A 22,374-nucleotide genomic window follows, 5' to 3' on the forward strand; every position below is an offset into this window, starting at 1 on the left:
CCTACTGTCGAGCGCCGCTGAGCCGGTTTGAGTTTGAAATGACGCGCACCCACGAAATTCGCCCAAACCTGGACGAGGGCATCGACCGCAAGGTGCTCAGCCAGCTGCGCTCGCGCTTTCTGAAGCTCAACCAGGGTCGGCTCGACCGTGCCATGGAAGGTCTCTCGCCACGCCAGCAGGTCGTGCTGAACGTGCTGCCGCTGTTTTTCCATGTCAATCATCCCCTGTTGCCCGGCTATGTCTCGGGCAGCACGCCGGCCGGGCTGTCGAGCTACGAGCCGGACGATTCGGCGCTCGCCGAAGCCCAGCGCCTGACCCGTTCCTTCTCCTACAAGGCCCGTCACGGCAACCCGCCGCGGCCGATCCATGGGCTGTTCCTGATGGGCAGCCTGGGAACCCTGGCCCAGGCCGACCAGAGCGACATGGACTTCTGGGTCTGCCACGCCAGCGACCTGAGCCAGGGCGAGCTGGCGGAACTGCGCAAGAAATGCCAGTTGCTGGAAACGTGGGCGGCCAGCCAGGGCGCCGAAGCGCATTTCTTCCTGATCGACCCGGCGCGCTTCGTCCGTGGCGAGCGGGACGCCCAACTGAGCTCGGAAGACTGCGGCACCACCCAGCACTACCTGCTGCTGGACGAGTTCTATCGCACCGCCATCTGGCTCGCCGGACGGACGCCGCTGTGGTGGCTGGTGCCGGTGTACGAGGAGGCGCGCTACGACCAATACACCCATACCCTGCTGTCCAAGCGTTTTATCCGCGCGGACGAAGGCCTGGACCTCGGCCATCTGGCGCAGATCCCGCCGGGCGAGTTCATCGGTGCCGGGCTCTGGCAGTTGTTCAAGGGGATCGAGTCGCCCTACAAGTCGGTGCTCAAGCTGCTGCTGACCGAGGTCTATGCCAGCGAGCACCCGCGGGTCGAATGCCTGAGCCTGCGTTTCAAGCAGGCGGTGTTCGCCAACCAGCTGGACCTCGACGAGCTGGACCCCTATATCGTGGTCTACCGGCGGATCGAGGAATACCTCAAGGCCCGCAACGAGCCGGAACGCCTGGAACTGGTACGGCGCAGCCTGTACCTGAAGGTCAACCGCAAGCTCACCGGCAACAGCTCGCGCAACACCAGCTGGCAACGCCAGTTGCTGGAGCGCCTGGCCGGCGAATGGGGCTGGGACCGCCGGCAACTGGCGCTGCTCGACAGCCGCAGCCAGTGGAAAGTCCGCCAGGTCAGCGCCGAACGCCGCGCACTGGTCAACGAACTCAACTACAGCTATCGCTTCCTGACCCAGTTCGCCCGTACCGAGCAGGCGGTCAGCCTGATCAACAAGCGCGACCTCAACGTGCTCGGCCGCCGGTTGTACGCCGCGTTCGAGCGCAAGGCCGGCAAGATCGAGTTCATCAACCCCGGCATCGCCCCGGACCTCGCCGAAGACACCCTGACGCTGGTCCAGTCGCCCAACCGCAAGGAGCCGGGGCAGACCCATTGGGGCCTGTACAACGGCAGCCTGGGCGCCCAGGAGTGGGAACACTTCGCGCCGATCAAGCGCAGCCGCGAGCTGCTGGAATTGCTGACCTGGTGCCACCGCAACGGCGTGATCGACAGCAGCACCCGCCTCGCCCTGCACCCCGGCAGCAGCGACCTGACCGAATTCGAGCTGTTCAACCTGCTCGGCAGCCTGCAGCAGGTGATCGCCTTGCCCCTGAGCACCGTCGGCGAAGAACAGCTGCTGCGTCCGAGCATCCCGAGCGAGGTGCTGTTGCTGGTCAACGTCGGCGTAGACCCGCTCAAGCACCACCGCGACCTGAATATCCTGATGACCACCGAGCGCACCGACTCCCTGAGTTATGCCGGTGTCCGGGAAAACCTGGTGCTGACCCTCGACCAGGTCACCCTCAACAGCTGGAACGAAGTGCTGATCAGTCGTTACGACGGCCCCCATGCCCTGCTCGACTGCCTGCGCGACTACCTCAACAACCTGCCCCTGGGCCGCGAGATGCCAAGGCTGCGGGTACGCTGTTTCTGCCACAACCGCGCGCAATTCATCGCCCAGCGGGTCGAGGAAGTGCTCAATACCGCCCAGGAATTGCTGATCGGCGACCTCAACCACCGCTACCTGGTGCAGGTCCAGCAGCATTACCACGTCCTGGAACTGGTGCCCGGCCAGGTCCGCCATATCGCCCTGGACAATCTGTCGACGCTGCTCGACTACCTGAGCGCCGACCTGTCGAGCTACAGCCCGTTGCACCTGGATCTGCGGGCCATGGAGGAACACGACCTGGCCCTGGTGCTGCCGATGGGCCAGCCCGAGTGCATACAGGTGTTCTTCCGGATCAACGAGAATCAGGCCGAGCTGTATGTGCTGGATGAGTTCAATGCCTTGTGGCAACAGCGCCTGCCATTCCATGACGAGCAAAGCCTGCTGGTGCCGCTGCAACGCTTCCTGCAGTCGATCCTGTACCGTCGCGAGGCCTTGATGCCGATGGATTCGACGTTGCCCGCGACCGTGCTGGAAACCCTGTATTACCAGCTGCTGCCCTCGGCACCGGGGCGGGCACGACGGGTCGAGACCCGGCCGGCACCGCAGACGCCGGTCAACAAGCCGTTCTACGACGTCCAGGCGATCGTCGGCAAGGCCGGGCCGAACGAAGTCCAGGTCACCCTGTACTGCAATCAGCGGGAGTTTTCCCAACTGGAATACGGCGACCAGCTGTTTATCGCGGTCGCCCAGGAGATTATCGGCCAGCGGCGCGAGGTCGAGCGCTATCGCTGCTACATCACCGACCTGGACCTCAGCGGCCTGGTCGGCGAAGGCACGGGCTCGACCAACCTGTACCTGCGCTACAAGGCCGACCTGGAAAGCTCGCTGAATATCGCCCTGGAACAGGCCTGAAAGGGCTCAGGGGTGATGGCTTGTAAGTGACGGCTCAGAGGTGGAAGTCACCGGCCGCTTCCGGCTGGTATTCCACTTCCAGCAGGGTCAGCTTCAGGGTCTTGCCACCCGGGGCCGGCCAATCGATGTGCTGACCGACCTGCAAGCCGAGCAGGGCGCTGCCGACCGGCGCGAGAATCGAGATCTTGCCTTCGTCGGCATTGGCATCCTGGGGATAGACCAGGGTCAGGTGATAGTCCTTGCCACTGCCTTCTTCACGGCAATGGACCCGGGAATTCATGGTCACGACACCGGCGGGCACTTCTTCGTGGCCCACGACGCTTTCAGCGCGATCCAGTTCGGCCTGCAACGCGACGACGCCCGGCAGCGAATCGTCCAGGCTGTCGATCAGGCGCTCGAGACGCTGCACATCGAGGCGGGTGAGGATGATGGAAGGTGCGGTGCTCATGATCCAGGCAGACTCCTTTTTTCTGCACGATAAAAGCAAAACCCCGCCACGAAAGGCGGGGTTTTCACTGGCCTCGTCATCGCGAGGCATAGTCGGACACTATCACAGCAGCGCAAATACACAAGTCGCAGCGCAATGCATGTCCCGCTGGGAGCTGGCTTGCCAGTGACTACGATGCCCCGTTCACCGCCGCCATCGCGGGCAAGGCAACGCCCGCGAGGACCGCGATCAGGCCTGCGCCCGGCGCTGTCGTGCCTGCTCGCAGATCACCCGGCGGCGCTGGTCGTCCGCCGAACGCCATTCGCGAATGTCCTCGACATGCCGAAAACAGCCGATACACACTTTTTGCTCGTCGAGCCGGCACAGACTCACGCAAGGCGAAGGCACGGCCGGGCTGATGTTGCTGTACAGCGGCTTGGCGGGTCTTGCCGGTGTGGCTTGCTGCGTCACGATCAGATCTCGTCGAAGTCCAGGTTGACGCCGGCTTGCTCCAAAGTCGAGCGAGCAACGATCTCGCTCAGCAACTCATCGGTCTTGTCGCACGTCCAGACGCAGTTTTCTTCATCATAGTCAAAATGAAAACCGCCTGACTTAGCGGCCAGCCAGAGCTGACGCAGAGGCTCCTGGCGGCTAACAACCAGCTGGGAGCCCCCTTCGAACTTCACGGTCAACACACCCGCGGAGTTCTCCAGGTCCACATCCAGGCCACTCTCGTCAAAAATATCTTCCAGCACTTGCTGGGTGGCATCGACCAGATCGTGAAAACGGGCTTCAGTCAAACTCATTGCGCGAACCTCGAAAAATACTGGTCACTCCAGGCGCCCGAAGATACGGGCGCTCGCGGATGATTGCAAAGCATAACCACCCTGGAGCGACAGTGACATCAATAATCCACCAGGTCCCGATCGACCCGGCGGAGTCCGGCTGGCGGCCCGCATAGGCAAGCCGCCGGGTGGCCGGTATACTCGGGCGCAATTAATGCTTTTACAAAGGATTTCGCCATGAAGCGCCTGATCTCTTCCCTTGCTGCGCTCCTCGCGATCGCTTGCCTGGTCTCTGCCTGTGGGCAAAAAGGTCCGCTGTATCTTCCCGATGACAGTCAGAACCCGGACGACCAGGCCAAGTCCTCGCAGGCCAAAGCGCACAAGCACGACACCTACTAAGGGATCACCATGGACGCTTTTAACTACCGCGACGGTGAACTGTTCGCGGAAGGTGTAGCTTTGTCCGCCATCGCCGAGCGCTTTGGCACGCCGACTTATGTCTACTCCCGCGCCCATATCGAGGCGCAATACCACGCTTATGCCGATGCCCTGCAAGGTGCCCCGCACCTGGTCTGCTATGCGGTCAAGGCCAACTCCAACCTCGGCGTGCTGAATGTCCTGGCGCGCCTCGGCGCCGGTTTCGACATCGTGTCCCGTGGCGAACTGGAGCGTGTCCTGGCCGCCGGTGGCGCGGCGGACAAGATCGTCTTCTCCGGCGTCGGCAAGAGCCGTGACGACATGCGTCGTGCCCTGGAAGTCGGCGTGCACTGCTTCAACGTCGAGTCCACCGACGAGCTGGAGCGCCTGCAGGTGGTGGCGGCCGAGATGGGCGTCCGCGCACCGATCTCGCTGCGGGTCAACCCGGACGTGGATGCCGGCACCCACCCGTACATCTCCACCGGCCTGAAGGAAAACAAGTTCGGCATCGCCATCGCTGACGCGGAAGAGGTCTATGTCCGCGCCGCACAGCTGCCGAACCTGGAAGTCCTGGGCGTCGATTGCCATATCGGCTCGCAACTGACCAGCCTGCCGCCGTTCCTCGACGCCCTCGACCGCCTGCTGGCGCTGATCGACCGCCTCGGCGAATGCGGTATCTACCTGCACCATATCGACCTCGGTGGCGGTGTCGGCGTGCGTTATCGCGATGAAGAGCCGCCGCTGGTGGCCGACTACATCAAGGCCGTGCGCGAGCGCACCGCCGGCCGCGACCTGACGCTGATGTTCGAACCAGGCCGCTTTATCGTCGCCAACGCCGGCGTGCTGCTGACCCGGGTCGAATACCTCAAGCACACCGAATACAAGGACTTCGCCATCGTCGACGCGGCGATGAATGACCTGATCCGCCCGGCGCTGTACCAGGCCTGGATGAACGTCACCGCCGTGCGCCCGCGTGACAGCGAGCCACGGGCCTACGACATCGTCGGACCGATCTGCGAAACCGGCGACTTCCTGGCCAAGGACCGCCAGCTCGCGCTGGAGGAAGGCGACCTGCTGGCCGTGCACTCGGCCGGTGCCTATGGTTTTGTCATGAGCTCCAACTACAACACCCGCGGCCGTGCCGCCGAAGTGCTGGTGGATGGCGAGCAGATGATCGAAATCCGCCGTCGCGAGACATTGGCCGAGTTGTACGCCGGCGAAAGCCTGTTGCCGGAGTAAGACCATGCTGCTGCGTTTTACCAAGATGCACGGCCTGGGCAACGACTTCATGGTCCTCGACCTGGTCAGCCAGCACGCGCACATCCTGCCCAAGCACGCCAAGCAATGGGGTGACCGGCACACCGGCATCGGCTTCGACCAGTTGCTGATCGTCGAGGCACCGAGCAATCCCGAGGTGGATTTCCGCTACCGGATCTTCAACTCCGACGGTTCGGAAGTGGAGCAATGCGGCAACGGTGCCCGTTGCTTCGCACGCTTCGTCCTGGACAAGCGCCTGACCGCCAAGCGGCAGATCCGCGTCGAGACCAAGAGCGGCATCATCGAACTGGACGTGCGCCAGGACGGCCAGATCAGCGTGAACATGGGGGCCCCGCGCCGGGTGCCGGCGGACATTCCGTTCCAGGCTGCGGCCCAGGCCCTGAGCTACCCGGTCGACGTCGACGGCCAGAACGTCGACCTGGCCGCCGTGTCCATGGGCAACCCCCATGCGGTGCTGCGCGTGACGGATATCAACAGCGCCCCGGTGCACGAACTGGGACCGAAGATCGAACACCATCCGCGCTTCCCGGCGCGGGTCAACGTCGGCTTCCTGCAGGTGATCGATCGCCAGCGCGCGCAACTGCGCGTCTGGGAACGTGGCGCCGGGGAAACCCAGGCCTGCGGCACCGGCGCCTGCGCGGCAGCGGTCGCGGCCATCAGCCAGGGCTGGATGGATTCACCGGTGACCATCGACCTGCCCGGCGGACGCCTGTCCATCGAGTGGGCCGGCGACGGCGCACCGGTGATGATGACCGGGCCGGCCGTACGGGTGTATGAAGGACAAGTGCGTCTATAAGCGAGCGAACGTCATGACCGATCAGCCTCAGGCTCCAGAACAGCCCAACGAACTGCCTGCGCAAAGCCTGGAGGCGGCGACCGTCGCCGCCTACCTGGAGGCTCACCCGGACTTCTTCGTCGAGCACGAAGAGCTGCTGCCGGCGCTGCGCATTCCACACCAGCGTGGTGACACGGTATCGCTGGTCGAACGGCAGATGAAGATCCTGCGCGAACGCAATATCGAGATGCGCCACCGGCTTTCGCAGCTGATGGACGTCGCCCGCGACAACGACCGGCTGTTCGACAAGACCCGTCGGCTGATCCTCGCGCTGATGGACGCGGCCAGCCTGGAAGACCTGGTGATGGCCGTCGAAGACAGCCTGCGCCAGGATTTCCAGGTGCCCTTCGTCAGCCTGATCCTGTTCAGCGACAACGCCATGCCAGTGGGCCGCTGGGTCAGCGGTGCCGACGCGCAGCAGGCGATCGGCGGCCTGCTCTCGGAAGGCAAGAGCATCAGCGGCAGCCTGCGCGAGCATGAGCTGGACTTCCTGTTCGGCGAAGAACAACGCAAGCAGATCGGCTCCACCGCCGTGGTCGCCATCAGCCATCTGGGCCTGCACGGCGTGCTCGCCATCGCCAGCCGCGACCCGCAGCACTACAAGAGTTCGGTCGGCACCCTGTTCCTCAGCTATATCGCCGAAGTCCTGGGGCGTGTCGTCCCGCGCTTCACCCACTCCCTGCGCTCGGTGCGCTAGTCGTGGAACGGCAACTGGACGCCTACTGCGAGCACCTGCGCAGTGAGCGCCAGGTGTCGCCCCATACCCTCGAAGCCTACCGGCGCGACCTGAACAAGGTCCTCGCCTTCTGCGCAAAGGAACAGATCGGCAGTTGGTCGGCCCTCGATATCCAGCGGCTGCGGCGACTGGTGGCGCGCCTGCACCAGCAGGGACAATCCTCGCGCAGCCTGGCACGGCTGCTGTCGGCGGTCCGCGGGCTGTACCAGTATCTGAACCGCGAAGGCCTGTGCAACCACGACCCGGCCACCGGCCTGGCGCCGCCCAAGGGCGAACGCCGGCTGCCCAAGACCCTCGACACCGATCGCACCCTGCAACTGCTCGACGGTGCCGTCGAGGATGATTTCCTCGCCCACCGCGACCAGGCCATCCTCGAGCTGTTCTACTCCTCGGGCCTGCGTCTCTCGGAACTGACCGGGCTCAACCTCGACCAGCTGGACCTGGCGGACGGCCTGGTGCAGGTCCACGGCAAGGGCAGCAAGACCCGCGTCCTGCCGATCGGCCGCAAGGCCCGCGAAGCCTTGCAGACCTGGCTGCCGCTGCGCGCCCTGAGCAATCCGGCGGACGATGCGGTATTCGTCAGCCAGCAGGGCCGGCGCCTCGGCCCCCGGGCCATCCAGCTGCGGGTCAAGGCGGCCGGCGAGCGTGAACTGGGGCAGAACCTGCACCCGCACATGCTCCGGCACTCCTTTGCCAGCCACCTGCTGGAGTCCTCCCAGGACCTGCGCGCGGTGCAGGAACTGCTCGGCCACGCGGACATCAAGACCACGCAGATCTACACCCACCTTGACTTCCAGCACCTGGCAACCGTCTATGACAGCGCCCACCCCCGGGCCAAACGCAGCAAGGATAGTGAGTAATGACGATTCAGCTGATCACCTTCGACCTCGATGACACCCTGTGGGATACCGCGCCGGTGATCCACAGCGCGGAGAACGTGTTGCGGGAGTGGCTGGCCGGGCACGCGCCGGACCTGGGCGGCGTGCCGATCGAGCACCTGTGGGCGATCCGCGAACGGGTGCTGCTCAAGGAGCCGACGCTCAAGCACCGCATCAGCGCCTTGCGCCGCCGGGTGCTGTTCCATGCGCTGGAAGAAGCCGGCTATGCCCACGGGCAGGCCGAGACACTGGCAGCGGAAGCGTTCGAAGTGTTCATTCACGCTCGGCACCAGATCGAGGTGTTTCCCGAGGTCGAGCCGACCCTGGAGACCCTTGGCCGCTCCTTTGCCCTGGGCGTGGTCACCAATGGCAATGCCGACGTGCGCCGCCTGGGCCTTGCCGACTACTTCCGCTTTGCCCTGTGCGCCGAGGACATCGGCATCGCCAAGCCCGATTCACGGCTGTTCCACGAAGCGCTGGTCCGCGGCGGGAATGTCCCGGCAGAAGCGGCGGTGCATATCGGCGACCATCCGGGCGACGATATCGCCGGGGCGCAGCAGGCGGGCCTGCGGGCGATCTGGTACAACCCCGCGGGCAAGGCCTGGGAAGCGGACCAGCCACCGGATGCGCAGATCCGCAGCCTGACCGAACTGCCGGCGCTGCTAGCCGCCTGGAACACCAGGGCCTGACCGGCAGGCATGAAAAAGCCCGCAGCGACGGCGGGCTTTTTCGACAAGCGAGGAAGCTGACACTCAGATAGGTCGGCTGCCGTACTTGTTATCCGGCTTCTTGGGTGGATCTGCCACCACATTGGCCTCGACTTCCTGCACCTTGCCACCACGTGCGAGGAACTCTTCCATCGCGCGGGCCAGAGCATCACGCTCCTTGTTCTTGGCTTCCACGCTGGGCAGTTCGTCAACCGATACGGCTGCCTTGGCCTTACCCTTGGCAGTCGGCGCGGGGACATCGCCACCGTCGTCATCGGCAACATCTACGTCTTCAGCCGCCGCTTCCAGACCTTCTTCGGTTTCGTCTTCGTCGCCTACTTCGAGGTCATCGTTTTCCAGATCATCGTCGCTCATGTTCTACCTCATGACTTGCGAAAAGCAGATTAGTTATAGCCCAGCTGCGCCGACTGTCGTAGGCCGCCGGAAAAAAATCAACATCCGCTGGACCCCAGCGGCTTATGCCCCATCACCCTGCAGGGTGGCGAGGACTCTACGAACACCGCCATGATCACGGTGTTCGCCCAGATAGACACCTTGCCAGCTACCCAGAGCCAACCGTCCCGCCGTTACCGGCAAAGTCAGCTGACAGCCTAGCAAACTGGCCTTGAAGTGCGCCGGCAAGTCATCCGCGCCTTCGTCGTCATGTTCATACTCGAGCCCGCCTTGCGGCACCAGTCGGTTGAAAAAACGTTCGAAGTCACGGCGAACCGCCGGATCGGCATTCTCGTTGATCGTCAACGAGGCCGAGGTATGCTGCAGCCACAAATGCAACAGACCGACTCGACATGCCTTCAGTTCAGGCAAGCCATCGAGCAACTCCTGGGTCACCAAATGAAAACCCCGGGGCCTGGCCCGCAAGGTAATCAGTGTCTGTTGCCACATACAGTTCTCCGCCCATCGGCGCGCATTCTAGCGCGCTCAGGAAAAAAGCAAAGCGCCTAATACGCCAGCCATGCTGTAAGCCATCGGCCCATGGGGAATAGTCCCGGCGTTTTGGCTGGAATGCTTCTGGATAAAACCTTTCAGCTCTCTTTGCACTGACAAAATCCAGGCAAAAAAATGCCCGGCAAGCCGGGCAAATTTTTTAAACGCGCTTACAGGTTATAGCCGCGCTCGTTGTGTTGTGCCAGGTCGAGGCCGACCGATTCTTCTTCGTCGGTCACACGCAGGCCCATCACTACATCCAGGACCTTGAGGATGATGTAGGTCACGACCGCGGTGTAGATGACGGTGAAGCCGACGCCTTTGCACTGGATCCAGACCTGGGCAGCGATGTCGGTGGTTGCAGCGTTGAAGCCGCCCATCGACGGTGCCGCGAACACACCGGTCAGGATGGCGCCGAGGATACCGCCGATACCGTGCACGCCGAAGGCGTCCAGGGAGTCGTCGTAGCCCAGCTTGCGTTTCAGGGTCGTGGCGCAGAAGAAGCACACCACACCCGCCGCCAGGCCGATGATCAGCGAGCCCATCGGGCCGACGGTACCGGCAGCCGGGGTAATGGCGACCAGGCCGGCCACCACGCCCGAGGCGATGCCCAGTGCGCTTGGCTTACCGTGGGTCAGCCACTCGGCGAACATCCAGCCCAGTGCGGCAGCGGCGGTGGCGATCTGGGTCACCAGCATCGCCATACCGGCGGTACCGTTGGCCGCGGCGGCGGAACCGGCGTTGAAGCCGAACCAGCCGACCCACAGCATGGCCGCGCCGATCAGGGTGTAGCCGAGGTTGTGTGGCGCCATCGGGGTGGTCGGGAAGCCTTTGCGCTTGCCCAGCACCAGGCAGGCCACCAGGCCGGCGATACCGGCGTTGATGTGCACCACGGTGCCGCCTGCGAAGTCGAGCACGCCCCAGTCGCCCAGCAGGGAACCCGGGCCGCTCCAGACCATGTGCGCGATCGGTGCATACACCAGGGTGAACCAGACGCCCATGAAGATCAGCATCGCGGAGAACTTCATCCGTTCGGCGAAGGCACCGACGATCAGCGCCGGGGTGATGATCGCGAAGGTCATCTGGAAGGTGACGAACACCGCCTCGGGGAACAACGCCGCCGGGCCGGTGATGCTCGCCGGGGTGATACCGGCGAGGAAGGCCTTGGCCAGGCTGCCGACGAAGGAGTTGTAGTTGACGACGCCGGCTTCCATCCCGGTGGTATCGAACGCCATGCTGTAGCCATAGATGAACCACAGGATGGTGATCAGACCGGTAATGGCGAAGCACTGCATCATCACGGAAAGAATGTTTTTCGACCGCACCATGCCGCCGTAGAACAGCGCGAGGCCTGGAATGGTCATGAACAGCACGAGGGCCGTGGAGGTCAGCATCCAGCTGGTATCACCGGAATTGAGGACTGGAGCCGGTACCGGGTCCGCCGCCATGGCCAGGGCCGGCATTACGAGGGACAACAGGGCTCCTAGCCCTGCGAATTTACGCAGAGTCATATTGTTTTCTCCTGGGGCGTTGGGTTTGGCGGCTTAGATTGCGTCGGTATCGGTTTCGCCGGTACGGATGCGAATAGCCTGTTCCAGATTGACCACAAAGATCTTGCCGTCACCGATCTTGCCGGTGTTGGCGGCCTTGGTTATCGCCTCGATAACCCGGTCAAGATCCTTGTCGTCGATGGCGACATCAATCTTCACCTTGGGCAGGAAGTCGACCACGTATTCCGCGCCGCGATACAGCTCGGTGTGACCCTTCTGCCGACCAAAGCCTTTGACCTCAGTAACGGTAATGCCCTGCACGCCGATTTCGGACAACGACTCGCGCACGTCGTCCAACTTGAACGGCTTGATGATGGCAGTGACTAGCTTCATGAAACTCTCTCCCGAATTGGTGGACTTGCCCCAGGAAAACAAACCCGACTCAAGTCTAAGCGCAGTGCCTGGCTTTGTAACGCATCGTTGGCCCTGATCAGCCTGTCGACGCCAGCTAACCGCTGCCGGCGAAGCTTCCCAGCTCCGCCTGCCGCACTGCTTCGTCACAGCGACTGCATCAGTGCATGGGTCACAAGCGACTAAGCAGAAACCTTGCCATCTCTACAAAACCCACTGATTTCAATCCCTTGGTCGCCGTGGAGGACGAAAATCCCGCCCGCATGCGGACAACACGCACAACAACGGTGCGCGACCGCCCGGCGTGCTGCGCGAAAAGCGTGCATCGCCGCCCTCGGAAATCACTATAGACACTGCGTGGTACACTGGGACGACCCTGTATTCGGAACCCAGACCATGCTCGCGCCCAAAGCCTTCCTCGACGCCCTGAGCGGCCACGCCTCCCGCCTGTTCAGCGGCGAAACCCCGTTGCCGCGCACTGAAATCGAAAGCCAGTTCAAGGCCCTGCTGCAGAGCGGTTTCAGCAAGCTGGACCTGGTCAGCCGGGAAGAATTCGACAGCCAGATGGTGGTCCTGGCCCGCACTCGCGCGCGCCTGGAAAGCCTGGAGGCGAAGGTGGCGGAGTTGGAGGCGAAGCTCAGCCCGCCTGTGGAGTAACAGCTCAGTATTCCGCTCCTGCTTCATGCGGGAGCAAGGGCTGGTATTCGAGGGTTCCAGCCTCAACTCAACCCCCTGAATGACCCTACTCGCCTCGCTCGACAAGCCCGGCAAATGAACATTTGCAACCAGCTATCGGCGCTGAATTCTTTGGTAGCAAAATGGGCAATTTGCCGCCGTTTCGCGCATCCAGTTCTCATCTCAGAGTCGTTGAGTCGTTCACCACAGCTCTATGGTGGCGCGTCGCCCCCTCTCGTCCAACAACGGACAAAAGAACGAAGCATGAAAGACAGATCCCATGATTGCACCATGGCCGAGGTATTTCGCAACGATCCGGCCTACGCGGCAGAACTGCTGAACAGCATCCTGGCAGACGGCGAACAGGCCGAGTTGCTGATTGCCCTGCGCCAGATGGCGGAGGCTTTTGGCGGTGTGCGCGGCGTAGCCAAGGCCGCCGAGTTGAATCCGACTCAGCTCTATCGAACCTTGTCTGCCGAAGGCAACCCGGCTGTCAGCAGCCTTGCAGCGATTCTGCGTGTCATGGGACTGAGGCTGGCTGTTCAGCCACTTACAACCCACTGAAACACTGACACTTGCCCACAATGCACCTTCAAGGTTGTCAGCCCATAGGTATACACGCGCGCCTGCTTTGACAGCTTACAGGCTGACAACGAATCGTCCGGACACACAAAAGCCCACAAGCCCTTCCTCCGCTCGACTAGCCTTGCAGAACCGCAGCAAATCCGCTTTGCGTTCAAGGAAAGAACATGTCCCTGGCCATCGTCCACACTCGCGCCCAGGTGGGCGTGGAAGCCCCCGCCGTTACCGTTGAAACCCATATGGCCAACGGCTTGCCCTCCCTTACCCTGGTCGGCCTGCCCGAAACCGCCGTGAAGGAAAGCAAGGACCGGGTGCGCAGTGCGATCCTCAATTCGGCTCTCGACTTTCCCGCTCGGCGCATCACCCTCAACCTCGCTCCGGCGGACCTGCCCAAGGACGGTGGGCGCTTCGATCTGGCGATTGCCCTCGGCATCCTCGCCGCCAGCGTACAGGTGCCGACCCTGACGCTGGAAAACCTGGAGTGCCTGGGTGAACTGGCCTTGTCCGGCGCCATTCGCCCGGTGCAGGGCGTGTTGCCGGCGGCACTCGCGGCACGCGCCGCCGGACGTACGCTGGTGGTGCCGCAGGCCAATGCCGAAGAGGCTTCGCTGGCTTCCGGGCTGACGGTGATCGCGGTCGATCATCTGCTGCAACTGGTCGCCCATCTCAACGGCCACGCACCGATCAGCCCCTTCGAGTCCGATGGCCTGCTGCACCTGGGCAAACCCTATCCGGACCTGAGCGAAGTGCAAGGCCAGCTCGCCGCCAAACGCGCCCTGCTGATCGCCGCCGCCGGCGCCCACAACCTGCTGTTCAGCGGGCCGCCGGGTACTGGCAAGACGCTGCTGGCGAGCCGTCTGCCCGGCCTGTTGCCGCCGCTGGATGAACAGGAAGCGCTGGAAGTGGCGGCGATCCAGTCGGTCGCCAGCCATGTGCCCCTCAGCAGTTGGCCGCAGCGACCGTTTCGCCAGCCCCATCACTCGGCTTCCGGGCCGGCGCTGGTGGGCGGCGGGTCCAGGCCGCAGCCTGGCGAGATCACCCTCGCCCACCATGGCGTGCTGTTTCTCGACGAGTTGCCGGAGTTCGACCGCAAGGTGCTGGAGGTTTTACGCGAGCCGCTGGAGTCGGGCCAGATCATCATTTCCCGGGCCCGGGATCGGGTACGGTTCCCGGCGCGCTTCCAACTGGTGGCGGCGATGAATCCCTGCCCCTGTGGATATCTTGGCGACCCCGCCAACCGCTGTCGCTGCACGCCGGAGCAGGTCCAGCGCTATCGCAACAAACTCTCCGGCCCCCTGCTCGATCGCATCGACCTGCACCTGACCGTAGCCCGCGAGGCCACGGCCTTGAGGCCCGCCCGGGAGCCGGGAAACAACACGGCCAAGGCCGCGACACAGGTGGCAGAAGCCCGCCACTGCCAGCAACAGCGCCAGGGCTGCGCCAATGCCTTTCTCGATCTGGAAGGCCTGCGACAGCACTGCAAGTTATCCACAGCCGACGAACACTGGCTGGAAACGGCTTGCGAGCGATTGACCCTGTCGTTGCGGGCGGCCCATCGATTGCTGAAGGTCGCGCGGACCCTGGCGGACCTGGAGCAACTGGAAACCATCAGCCGCGACCATCTGGCCGAGGCGTTGCAGTATCGGCCCAGTGCCAGTTGATGGCGTTGGATCGATGGCAAAAGCTCAACCCTGAACATCAATCCCCGGATCAGTCTCCATATTCCCGGTGATCGCTATATCAGCGCAGGTTTTTTGCCACCAATCAGGCAGGCTGGATACTGTTTCGCCCGTTACGTCGCGAATGATTCGAACCAGATCAAACGATCGAAGCCCATCGACGTGTTCGCTCAAGCTAGCACTCGTGTTAGCCCACATAGGATCCAGGACGAAGTCGATACCTTTCATGCGTGCCAGCTTTGCCGCAGGCACAAAATCGGAATCCCCAGCGACCAGAACGATCACGTCGACCAGCTTGTCGAGGGCGAGCGTGGTGATGTCCATTCCCAGCTTTGTATCGACGGCTTTCTGTTCGACCTTGTAATGGAAATCTTCATTGGTCAGCGCATGCCATTGCCTTGCCCCCTTGAGCAACTCCTTCAGCGTATGAGTATTGAGTTGCCACTCCCCATTTCTCGACAGTTCTCCCAAACGCAGGGCAGTCTTTCGGCTAGCCCTGAGATGGTCATGCAACTCTCGTCGAAGCTGGTAGGGAGGATGCTTGTTGAAGTTCAAGTGGCCGGATGACGTATGGCCCGAGGGCACAATTGGCAAACGCACCTGATTTGAGGGTGGGGGACAATCGTAGTAGTAAATCCGATATAGCTCTCTGGCTGCAGTTCGTTCATCTTCGATATGCAGCCGGACAATTTTTTTGATGATTGTCGCCAACTGCTCGGACGTCACAATGAAGTCTTTTCGGAAGTACTTGCGCGAGAAAAAAAGAAACCGCTGGAAGAAAAATCCCCCGTCAATCAGGACGGCTGTTCGTTTCATGAGCTTTTCTCCGGGCAAAAAAAAGCCCAGGACCGCTGGGCAGGTTCTAACGATTGCCTGCGCGCTGTACTGGGCTGTTGATCAAATTTTATTCAGGCTTGACGAAGCAGTCAAACCAAAATCATCAGTAGGTTGTTTCAAAACTTTCGTACGTCCTTCCTATTGAGCGGCCAACCGCGACAACTCCGCTTGGCATCTGGATCGACATCCTGAAAGGACTACTTCCGTTCAACGAAACCGATCAACCTCCTGACGCAGGTCCGCCGCCAGGCCTTCCAGTTCCTTGGCGGTCAGCGCCAGGTTGGAGACCACTTCGCGCTGTTCGCTGTTGGCCAGGGCGATGCTTTGCAGGTTGCTGCTGAGCAGGGTCGCGGTGCTGCTTTGTTCCTGGGTCGCGGTGGTGATGGCGGCGAACTGCTGGCCGGCCGAGCGGCTCTGTTCGTCGATCCGCGCCAGTGCCGAGGCAACGTTGGCATTGCGTGACAGACCTTCCTGCATCAGCGCGTTGCCCTGCTCCATGGTCTGGATGGCATGGCTGGTTTCCTGCTGGATGCTGTGGATCATCCCGGAAATCTCGTCGGTCGCCTCGCGGGTACGACCCGCCAGGCTGCGCACTTCATCCGCCACCACGGCAAAACCACGGCCCTGCTCGCCGGCACGGGCGGCTTCGATGGCAGCGTTCAACGCCAGCAGGTTGGTCTGGTCGGCAATCGAGGTGATCACTCCGACGATGCCACCGATTTCCTGGGAACGCTGGCCCAGGGTGTTGATCACCGTCGCGGTGCTGTTGAGCGCTGCGGCGATCTGCTCCAGGGAGAAGGACGCCTCGTCCATGGAGGTCCGGCCGATCCGCGTCTGCTGGGCATTTTCCTGGGCCAGGCGCTCGGTACTGCCCATGTTGTCGGCAATGTTCAGCGAGGTCGCGCTGAATTCCTCCACCGCGCCGGCCATGCTGGTGATTTCGCCGGACTGCTGTTCCATTCCCTCATAGGCCCCGCCGGACAGGCCGGACAAGGCCTTGGCGCGGCTGTTGACCTCGGCGGCGGCCTTGCGGATGTGCTCGACCATGGTCGACAGCGCCTGCCCCATCTGGTTGAAGCTGGCAGCCAGTTGGCCGATTTCGTCATGGCTCGACACATTCAGCCGTACGCTCAAGTCACCGGCACCCAGGGCTTGCGCCTGGCGCACCAGGTCTCCCAGCGGTTGCAGCTTGCTGCGCAACAGCCAGACCGCCGCGCCGACCGCCAGCAACATCGCCAGCACGCTGCCCAATACCAGGCGAATACCGACGCTCCAGGTCACTTCGCGAATCTCGGCCTTGGGCATGCTCGCCACCACGGTCCACGGCCCGCCTTCAAACGGCACCGCGACACTGTAGAGGTCGTCGCCCTTGTCGCTCCAGAAACGTCCCTGGCCCGGTTGCCTGGCGAGGTCGACGATCACCGGGACCGCCTGGTCGAGGTCCTTCACCCCGGCCGGCGGCACCAGCCAGTGCTTCTGCTCGTCGAGCAACGACAGGGAGCCGGTGGTGCCGATCCGGAAGCGCTTGAGGTTTTCGAACTGCGCGTTCTGCGCATCGGTGTAGTCGAAGCCGACAAACAGCACCGCGAACACCTTGCCACTGCTGTCACGCACTGGCGTGTACTGGGTCATGTAGGAGCGATCGAACAGCAAGGCGCGGCCGACATAGCCCTGGCCGGCCATCAGCCTGGCATAGGCCGGGTGCTGGTGATCGAGCAAGGTGCCGATGGCCCGGCTGCCGTCCTGCTTGGTCAGGGAGGTGCTGACCCGGATAAAGTCGTCGCCACTGCGCACGAACAAGGTCGCGACGCCAGCCGACATCTGCTTGAATTCGTCGACTTCGCTGAAATCGTTGTTGAGCAGGTGATCGCCCAGGTACAACCCGGGGGCCTGGGTGCCGGCGACGGCCACCGGGGCCTCGGGACGTACGCTCAGGCCGCTGCTGAAGCGCTTTTCGAACAGCCCGCTCAGGCGCTGGGTGCTTTCGCGCAGGGTGCCGTGGAAGGTATTCAACTGGTCGGCCAGCAGCCGCGCCTCGCTGGCCAGGTGCTCTTCACGGGTGTCGAGGTTGGCGGAGTCCAGCGAGCGGAGGGCAAAGACAGTACTGCCACTGATCACCACTGCCAGGATGACAGCGAGCGCAAGACCCAGTTGCGTGGCGATTCGAGCACGGGGTTGAGACATGAACAGCTCCTGGCCGAGCGGCCGGATCATCCTGATCTCGTGGCGCTACCCGGTAATAATTCTAAAAGTTGAGTCGTGAGTGGGGCTTTCTGAACGAAGGTTCCATATGGGTAGATTCGGCGGCCAGCAGCGATACTTGAGTAAATCAGGTGGATATCGGCCAAATCCCGGACTGACGGGCTGTTTCGATTCAGCTCAGGCGTTCGACCGGGGGCAATTCCATCGCGGCGACCTCGCCTTGCAGGAAGTCGCTCAGACGCCGCAGGCGCTCGCCGCCAGGGCGGGTTTTCGGCCATACCAGGTAATATTTCTCGCCGCTGGCCACGGCGGTCGGCCATGGCAGGCTCAGGCGGCCCTGGGCGACATCCTCCGCCACCATCAACAGGTCGCCCATGGACACGCCGTAGCCACGGGCCGCGGCGATCATGCCCAGTTCCAGGGTATCGAACACCTGGCCGCCCTTGAGGGAAATCCGCTCGGACAGGCCCATGCGCTCCAGCCAGCTGCGCCAGTCACGACGATCCGGCGTCGGATGCAACAGCTCGGCGCCGGCCAGCCGCTCGACGTCCCAGGGCTGGTCGTTGAGCAGCGTCGGCGCGCCTACCGGGATCAGCCATTCGGAAAACAGGTAGCTGGCTTCCCAGTCCGGCGGGAAATGCCCGTTGCCGAGCAACACCGCGCAATCGAAAGGCTCCTGGTTGAAGTCGACACTGTCGATGTCCATCCAGGCGCTGGTGAGCTGCACCTCGTTGCCTTTCTGCAAGTGCCGGAAGCGGCTGAGCCGGGCCAGCAACCAGCGCATGGTCAGGGTCGAGGGCGCCTTCATGCGCAGGATGTCATCTTCGGCGCGCAAGGTATTGCAGGCACGCTCCAGGGCACCGAAGCCTTCGCGGATCCCCGGCAACAGCAGGCGCGCGGCTTCCGTCAATTGCAGGTTGCGGCCATTGCGCTGGAACAGGCGACAGGCGAAGTGGTCTTCGAGCGTGCGGATATGCCGACTGACCGCGCTCTGGGTGATCGACAGTTCTTCCGCCGCGCGAGTGAACGAGCTATGTCGCGCCGCGGCTTCGAAAGCGCGCAAGGCGTAGAGGGGCGGCAGGCGGCGGGACATGCGGAACCTTCCGATGGCTGGATAGTGAAGAACTTACCAGAAATGCCCCTGCATGAGTTTTTATCATGCGAGCAATCGTTTTTATCCCTTTGTGCAAACCCGCGCAGGCGCCGAGAATCAATCCTTTCCCCAGCCTGCCACTTTTTGAGCCTGATGATCATGCAGCATCCAGCACGTACCGAACTCTGGGCCATCCTGCGGCTGTCGGGGCCGTTGATCGCCTCGCAGTTGGCACACATGCTGATGGTGCTGACCGACACCCTGATGATGGCCCGCCTCAGCCCCGAGGCCCTGGCCGGCGGCGGACTGGGTGCGGCGAGCTATTCGTTCGTGTCGATTTTCTGCCTCGGCGTGATTGCCGCGGTCGGCACCCTGGTGGCCATTCGTCACGGCGCCGGCGATGTCGAGGGCGCCACCCGGCTGACCCAGGCCGGGCTCTGGCTGGCCTGGGCCATGGCGCTGGTCGCCGGCCTGCTGCTGTGGAACCTCAAGTCGCTCCTGCTGCTGTTCGGCCAGACCCCGAGCAACGTGCACGCGGCCGGCCAGTTCCTGCTGGCGCTGCCGTTCGCCCTGCCCGGCTACCTGAGCTTCATGGCCCTGCGCGGCTTTACCAGTGCCCTGGGACGTGCCACCCCGGTGATGGTGATCAGCCTCTGTGGCACCGTGGCCAACTTTGCCCTCAACTATGCGTTCATCACCGGGATGTTCGGCCTGCCCCGGCTGGGACTGACCGGTATCGGCCTGGTCACCGCCATCGTCGCCAACTGCATGGCGCTGGCCATGGCCTGGCACATCAGGCGGCATGCCGCGTATCGCGACTACCCCTTGCGCCGCGGCCTGTCCCGGCCGAACTGGCAGTACCTGCGCGAGCTCTGGCGACTGGGCCTGCCCATCGGCGGCACCTACGCGGTGGAAGTCGGGCTGTTCGCCTTCGCCGCCCTGTGCATGGGCACCATGGGCAGCACCCAGTTGGCGGCCCACCAGATCGCCCTGCAGATCGTCTCGGTGGCGTTCATGATTCCGGCGGGGATTTCCTATGCCATCACCCTGCGCATCGGCCAGCACTACGGTGCCGGACAACTGCTGGATGCGCGGCGCGCGGGACGGGTCGGCATCGCCTTCGGCGCGGCGACCATGCTGGCCTTCGCCATGCTCTTCTGGCTCGCGCCGCATCAGTTGATCGGGTTGTTCCTGGACCACAACGACCCGGCATTCCGTCCGGTGATCGACCTGGCTGTCAGCCTGCTGGCCGTGGCCGCCTGGTTCGAGCTGTTCGACGGCACCCAGACCATCGCCATGGGCGCGATTCGCGGGCTCAAGGATGCCAAGACGACCTTCCTCGTCGGGCTCGGTTGCTACTGGCTGATCGGCGCACCGGCAGCATGGCTGCTGGCGTTCAGTGTCGGCTGGGGCCCCACCGGCGTCTGGTGGGGCCTGGCCCTGGGACTGGCGTTCGCGGCGGTGGGCCTGACCCTGGCGTTCGAATGGCGGATGAAGCGGATGCTGAAGCAGCGCCGGACGAATTCGTCAGCGCACACGACCCCGACGGGTGGGAGCCGGCTTGCTGGCGATCGCGTTGTACCAGCCGGCAAAGATGTCGCCTGATCGATCGTAATCGCCAGCAAGCCGGCTCCCACGGGGGACCGCGCCCCGACAGGCTCAGCAGACGTCCTGCACCGCCTGCTGGCTGGCACCGAACGTCAGGTACTCGACCAGTTCCACCAGTGGCAGCGGCCGGCTGATCAGGTAGCCCTGGGCCTGGTCGCAGCCGAAGCCACGCAACAGCGCCAGTTGCTCCGGGGTTTCGACCCCTTCGGCCACCACTTCCAGGTTGAGGTTGTGGGCCAGGTTGATCATGGCGTGAACCAGCTTGCGGTTCTCTTCGCGCAACTCCATACCGCCGACGAAACTCTTGTCCACCTTGAGCAAGGCTATCGGCAGGCTGTTGAGGTGCACGAAGGAGGAGAAACCGGTGCCGAAGTCATCCAGGGAAAAACGCACCCCCAGCCGCCCAAGGGCATCCATGGTCTGCTTGACCAGGTCGCTGCGCCGCATGACCGCGGTTTCGGTGAGTTCGAACTCCAGCCATTGCGCCTCGACGCCGCGCTCGGCGATCAGCCGGCTCAAGGTCGACAGCAACTGGCTGTCCTGGAACTGCCGGAACGACAGGTTGACCGCCATGTGCAACGGCCCCAGCCCGCGCTCGCGCAAGTCCTGCATATCCCGCAGGGCTCGGGAAATCACCCAGTAGCCCAGGGGCACGATCAACCCGCTCTGCTCGGCCAAAGGCACGAATTCGCTGGGCGGCAACAGCCCACGCTCGCCGTGGCGCCAGCGCACCAGGGCTTCGAGGCCGACGATCTGCCCGGTGCCCAGGTCCAGGCGTGGCTGGTAGTGCAGTTCCAGCTCGTCGCGGCGCAGCGCCCGGCGCAGCTCGCTTTCAAGGTCGGCGAGGCTGCGGGCATTGCGATTGATGCGTTCATTGAAGATGTGGAAGGTACAGCCCTGGGTGCTCTTGGCCTGCTGCATGGCAATGTGCGCGTGCCACATCAGCGGGTCGGCCCCGGCGTTGGCGCGAGCGTGGGCGATGCCCAGGCTGCAGCCGATCAACAGGCTTTCACCGTCGACCCAATAGGGCTCGGCCATGACTTCGATGATCCGCTCGGCCATCCACTCGGCCCGCTGCGGTGCGCGACGGGTATCGATCAACAGGGCGAACTCGTCGCTGCCCAGGCGCGCCAGTTGATCACCGGCTTCGAGCTGGCTCTTGAGGCGGGCGACCACCTGCAGGATCAGCCGGTCACCGGCCTGGTGCCCCAGGGCATCGTTGGCGTGACGGAAGTTGTCCAGGTCGAGGTGCCCGAGGGCCAGACCGCGCCCTTCATTCTCGGCCAGGCGCGCCGCCAGCAGGGTCTGGAACCCCTGGCGATTGGCGATACCGGTGAGCGGGTCCTGTTCGGCGAGACGTTGCAGGGTGTTTTCCAGCACGCCGCGCTCACGCACGTGCCGCAGGCAGCGACGCAGGGTCGAGGCGTCCAGGTCCGCGCGGACCAGCCAGTCGCTGACGCCCAGCGGCGCCACGTCGGGTTCGCTGTCGAGCAGCAGCACGGTCGGCAGGCTGCAACGCCCCGGCGCCGGCTGCAGGCCGGGCACGGTGAGCAATACCGCCGTGCGTTCGTCATCGAAGAGGCTACTGACCAACTCCCAGGAGGTCGCACTGACCAATACGGCCGCGCCTCCCATCGGAGCGAGACACTCGCGCAACAACGCTGCCCACACCGGCTCTTCGGCCAGAAGCAGCAAACGCAAGGGTTCGACAGGCTTGGACAAGCTAGCTCCCTAGACTCTGCAAAAAATAGTGGCGAAAGGCATTATGACGCGCCGTGCAGCGACTACAAACGCAATTGATTCTCAACCGCCGTCTTGTACCGTGCAAACGTGAACGATAGCCTTAAATTCTTCGCGCATCCTGCGGGAAAGTAACAAAACCGGCAAATTTAGATCGCGTGGTA

22 protein-coding genes are annotated in these 22,374 nt (G+C 63.4%); 11 read left to right on the forward strand and 11 right to left on the reverse strand.

Annotation, left to right across the window (positions count from 1 at the left end; translation table 11 throughout):
- Window positions 1-38 precede the first annotated feature (38 nt).
- A complete protein-coding gene (locus tag HX881_RS25220) occupies window positions 39-2,885 on the forward strand; it encodes a class I adenylate cyclase (protein WP_177087192.1) in 2,847 nt (948 codons plus the stop codon).
- A gap of 34 nt (window positions 2,886-2,919) precedes the next feature.
- Here HX881_RS25220 and rnk read toward each other — a convergent pair whose 3' ends face one another.
- From rnk to cyaY, 3 genes are all read right to left on the reverse strand, one after another.
- The gene (gene rnk / locus HX881_RS25225) at window positions 2,920-3,333 is read right to left on the reverse strand and encodes a nucleoside diphosphate kinase regulator (RefSeq protein ID WP_017125492.1); all 414 of its coding nucleotides are present in this window, start codon (window positions 3,331-3,333) and stop codon (window positions 2,920-2,922) included.
- A gap of 228 nt (window positions 3,334-3,561) precedes the next feature.
- Window positions 3,562-3,786 carry a DUF1289 domain-containing protein gene (locus HX881_RS25230; protein ID WP_422765609.1) on the reverse strand — a complete coding sequence of 75 codons (225 nt, stop codon included), beginning with the start codon at window positions 3,784-3,786 and terminating at the stop codon, window positions 3,562-3,564.
- Window positions 3,786-4,118, reverse strand: coding sequence for an iron donor protein CyaY (gene cyaY, locus HX881_RS25235; RefSeq protein WP_177087196.1), 333 nt, complete (start codon window positions 4,116-4,118; stop codon window positions 3,786-3,788). The genes HX881_RS25230 and cyaY overlap by 1 nt, the downstream gene beginning before the upstream one ends.
- Before the next feature lie 216 nt (window positions 4,119-4,334).
- On the opposite strand from cyaY, the gene lptM reads away from it, so the two are divergent.
- The 6 genes from lptM to HX881_RS25265 are packed head-to-tail and all read left to right on the forward strand — an operon-like array spanning window position 4,335 to window position 8,930.
- Window positions 4,335-4,496 (forward strand): LPS translocon maturation chaperone LptM, encoded by a 162-nt coding sequence (gene lptM, locus HX881_RS25240; RefSeq protein ID WP_017125495.1) that lies wholly within the window; start codon window positions 4,335-4,337, stop codon window positions 4,494-4,496.
- 9 nt (window positions 4,497-4,505) lie between these two features.
- A complete protein-coding gene (gene lysA, locus HX881_RS25245; protein ID WP_177087198.1) occupies window positions 4,506-5,753 on the forward strand; it encodes a diaminopimelate decarboxylase in 1,248 nt (415 codons plus the stop codon).
- A gap of 4 nt (window positions 5,754-5,757) precedes the next feature.
- A complete protein-coding gene (gene dapF / locus HX881_RS25250; RefSeq protein WP_177087200.1) occupies window positions 5,758-6,588 on the forward strand; it encodes a diaminopimelate epimerase in 831 nt (276 codons plus the stop codon).
- A gap of 13 nt (window positions 6,589-6,601) precedes the next feature.
- The gene (locus HX881_RS25255; protein WP_177087202.1) at window positions 6,602-7,324 is read left to right on the forward strand and encodes a DUF484 family protein; all 723 of its coding nucleotides are present in this window, start codon (window positions 6,602-6,604) and stop codon (window positions 7,322-7,324) included.
- Window positions 7,325-7,326: 2 nt separating this feature from the next.
- A complete protein-coding gene (xerC, locus tag HX881_RS25260; protein ID WP_177087204.1) occupies window positions 7,327-8,223 on the forward strand; it encodes a tyrosine recombinase XerC in 897 nt (298 codons plus the stop codon).
- Window positions 8,223-8,930, forward strand: coding sequence for an HAD family hydrolase (locus HX881_RS25265; protein WP_017125500.1), 708 nt, complete (start codon window positions 8,223-8,225; stop codon window positions 8,928-8,930). The genes xerC and HX881_RS25265 overlap by 1 nt, the downstream gene beginning before the upstream one ends.
- 63 nt (window positions 8,931-8,993) lie before the next feature.
- Here the strand turns inward: HX881_RS25265 and sutA are convergent, their stop codons facing one another.
- The 4 genes from sutA to glnK all read right to left on the reverse strand — a co-directional run bounded on the left by sutA (window position 8,994) and on the right by glnK (window position 11,776).
- On the reverse strand, window positions 8,994-9,323 hold the full coding sequence (gene sutA, locus HX881_RS25270) for a transcriptional regulator SutA (RefSeq protein WP_017125501.1): 330 nt from the start codon (window positions 9,321-9,323) through the stop codon (window positions 8,994-8,996).
- A 102-nt stretch (window positions 9,324-9,425) separates the two neighbouring features.
- On the reverse strand, window positions 9,426-9,851 hold the full coding sequence (locus HX881_RS25275; protein ID WP_017125502.1) for a secondary thiamine-phosphate synthase enzyme YjbQ: 426 nt from the start codon (window positions 9,849-9,851) through the stop codon (window positions 9,426-9,428).
- 212 nt (window positions 9,852-10,063) lie between these two features.
- Entirely contained in the window at window positions 10,064-11,404 is a 1,341-nt protein-coding gene (locus tag HX881_RS25280; protein WP_177058305.1) for an ammonium transporter, read from the reverse strand.
- 33 nt (window positions 11,405-11,437) lie between these two features.
- On the reverse strand, window positions 11,438-11,776 hold the full coding sequence (gene glnK / locus HX881_RS25285; RefSeq protein ID WP_002555808.1) for a P-II family nitrogen regulator: 339 nt from the start codon (window positions 11,774-11,776) through the stop codon (window positions 11,438-11,440).
- 414 nt (window positions 11,777-12,190) lie between these two features.
- Between glnK and HX881_RS25290 the strand changes: the two genes are divergently transcribed.
- From HX881_RS25290 to HX881_RS25300, 3 genes are all read left to right on the forward strand, one after another.
- Window positions 12,191-12,451: an accessory factor UbiK family protein gene (locus HX881_RS25290; protein WP_177087205.1), complete on the forward strand. Its 261-nt coding sequence runs from the start codon at window positions 12,191-12,193 to the stop codon at window positions 12,449-12,451.
- Between the two features lie 309 nt (window positions 12,452-12,760).
- Window positions 12,761-13,033 (forward strand): helix-turn-helix domain-containing transcriptional regulator, encoded by a 273-nt coding sequence (locus HX881_RS25295; RefSeq protein ID WP_425503540.1) that lies wholly within the window; start codon window positions 12,761-12,763, stop codon window positions 13,031-13,033.
- Between the two features lie 185 nt (window positions 13,034-13,218).
- A complete protein-coding gene (locus HX881_RS25300; RefSeq protein ID WP_103033056.1) occupies window positions 13,219-14,712 on the forward strand; it encodes a YifB family Mg chelatase-like AAA ATPase in 1,494 nt (497 codons plus the stop codon).
- A 24-nt stretch (window positions 14,713-14,736) separates the two neighbouring features.
- On the opposite strand, the gene HX881_RS25305 is transcribed toward HX881_RS25300, so the two are convergent.
- The 3 genes from HX881_RS25305 to HX881_RS25315 all read right to left on the reverse strand — a co-directional run bounded on the left by HX881_RS25305 (window position 14,737) and on the right by HX881_RS25315 (window position 18,862).
- On the reverse strand, window positions 14,737-15,546 hold the full coding sequence (locus HX881_RS25305; RefSeq protein WP_177087209.1) for an NYN domain-containing protein: 810 nt from the start codon (window positions 15,544-15,546) through the stop codon (window positions 14,737-14,739).
- Between the two features lie 228 nt (window positions 15,547-15,774).
- A complete protein-coding gene (locus tag HX881_RS25310) occupies window positions 15,775-17,751 on the reverse strand; it encodes a methyl-accepting chemotaxis protein (RefSeq protein WP_177087211.1) in 1,977 nt (658 codons plus the stop codon).
- A gap of 190 nt (window positions 17,752-17,941) precedes the next feature.
- The gene (locus tag HX881_RS25315; RefSeq protein ID WP_103033057.1) at window positions 17,942-18,862 is read right to left on the reverse strand and encodes a LysR substrate-binding domain-containing protein; all 921 of its coding nucleotides are present in this window, start codon (window positions 18,860-18,862) and stop codon (window positions 17,942-17,944) included.
- Between the two features lie 159 nt (window positions 18,863-19,021).
- On the opposite strand from HX881_RS25315, the gene HX881_RS25320 reads away from it, so the two are divergent.
- Window positions 19,022-20,467, forward strand: coding sequence for a NorM family multidrug efflux MATE transporter (locus tag HX881_RS25320; protein WP_246356579.1), 1,446 nt, complete (start codon window positions 19,022-19,024; stop codon window positions 20,465-20,467).
- Between the two features lie 54 nt (window positions 20,468-20,521).
- Here the strand turns inward: HX881_RS25320 and HX881_RS25325 are convergent, their stop codons facing one another.
- Window positions 20,522-22,192 (reverse strand): putative bifunctional diguanylate cyclase/phosphodiesterase, encoded by a 1,671-nt coding sequence (locus tag HX881_RS25325; RefSeq protein WP_017125510.1) that lies wholly within the window; start codon window positions 22,190-22,192, stop codon window positions 20,522-20,524.
- Between the last annotated feature and the right edge of the window lie 182 nt (window positions 22,193-22,374).

This window comes from Pseudomonas gingeri (genome assembly GCF_013386115.1).
Taxonomy (GTDB): domain Bacteria; phylum Pseudomonadota; class Gammaproteobacteria; order Pseudomonadales; family Pseudomonadaceae; genus Aquipseudomonas; species Aquipseudomonas gingeri.